The sequence below is a fragment of the Treponema endosymbiont of Eucomonympha sp. genome (assembly GCF_001028545.1).
Genome location: NZ_BBPW01000432.1, coordinates 1 through 597, shown reverse-complemented (window position 1 = coordinate 597; position 597 = coordinate 1). Strand labels below are relative to the sequence as shown.

Annotated in this window: 1 pseudogene; it reads left to right on the top strand. The window is 64.3% G+C overall.

Going from position 1 to position 597, the window contains the following annotated elements:
- Nucleotides 1-597 (top strand): annotated as a pseudogene (locus tag AWU74_RS12845) (hypothetical protein); the annotation flags it as partial.

Sequence of the window (597 nt, the reverse complement as noted above, 5' to 3'; positions counted from 1 at the left end):
GACCGGCAGGTGGTCGTCGACCGCCCCGACGTGAAAGGGCGCGAGGCGATACTGAAGATTCACGCGAAGAACGTGAAGCTCGGCGGGGACGTCAACCTCACCTCGGTCGCGCGGACGACGCCGGGCATGTCGGGCGCTGACCTTGCCAACGTGATTAACGAAGCGGCGCTGCTCGCCGTGCGCGGCGGGCGGAAGGTCGTCAACATGCAGGACTTTGACGAGGCGGTCGAAAAGGCTATTGCGGGTTTGCAGAAAAAGAGCCGCGTGATAAAGGAAGACGAGCGCAAAATCGTCGCGTTTCACGAGACGGGGCACGCGCTCGTTGCCGCGTTCACCGACGGCGCGGACAAGGTGCACAAAATCTCGATTATCCCACGGGGCGCCGCTCGGCGAGTTCGGTGTCGTGCTTCCGTATCTGCTGGCGGCGACCCACCCGCCGGCACGCAGAGCCGCGCTCAGATACCTCGGCACGGTGATGCGGGTTTTCTTCTACTGGCAGTTCGCGGTGAAATGGGGCTGGAAGAAGATACCTGTGGTTCCCGTCGACCACCCGCTCGACGGGACGGTGCCGTTCCGCCCCGACCGCGCCGACGCATA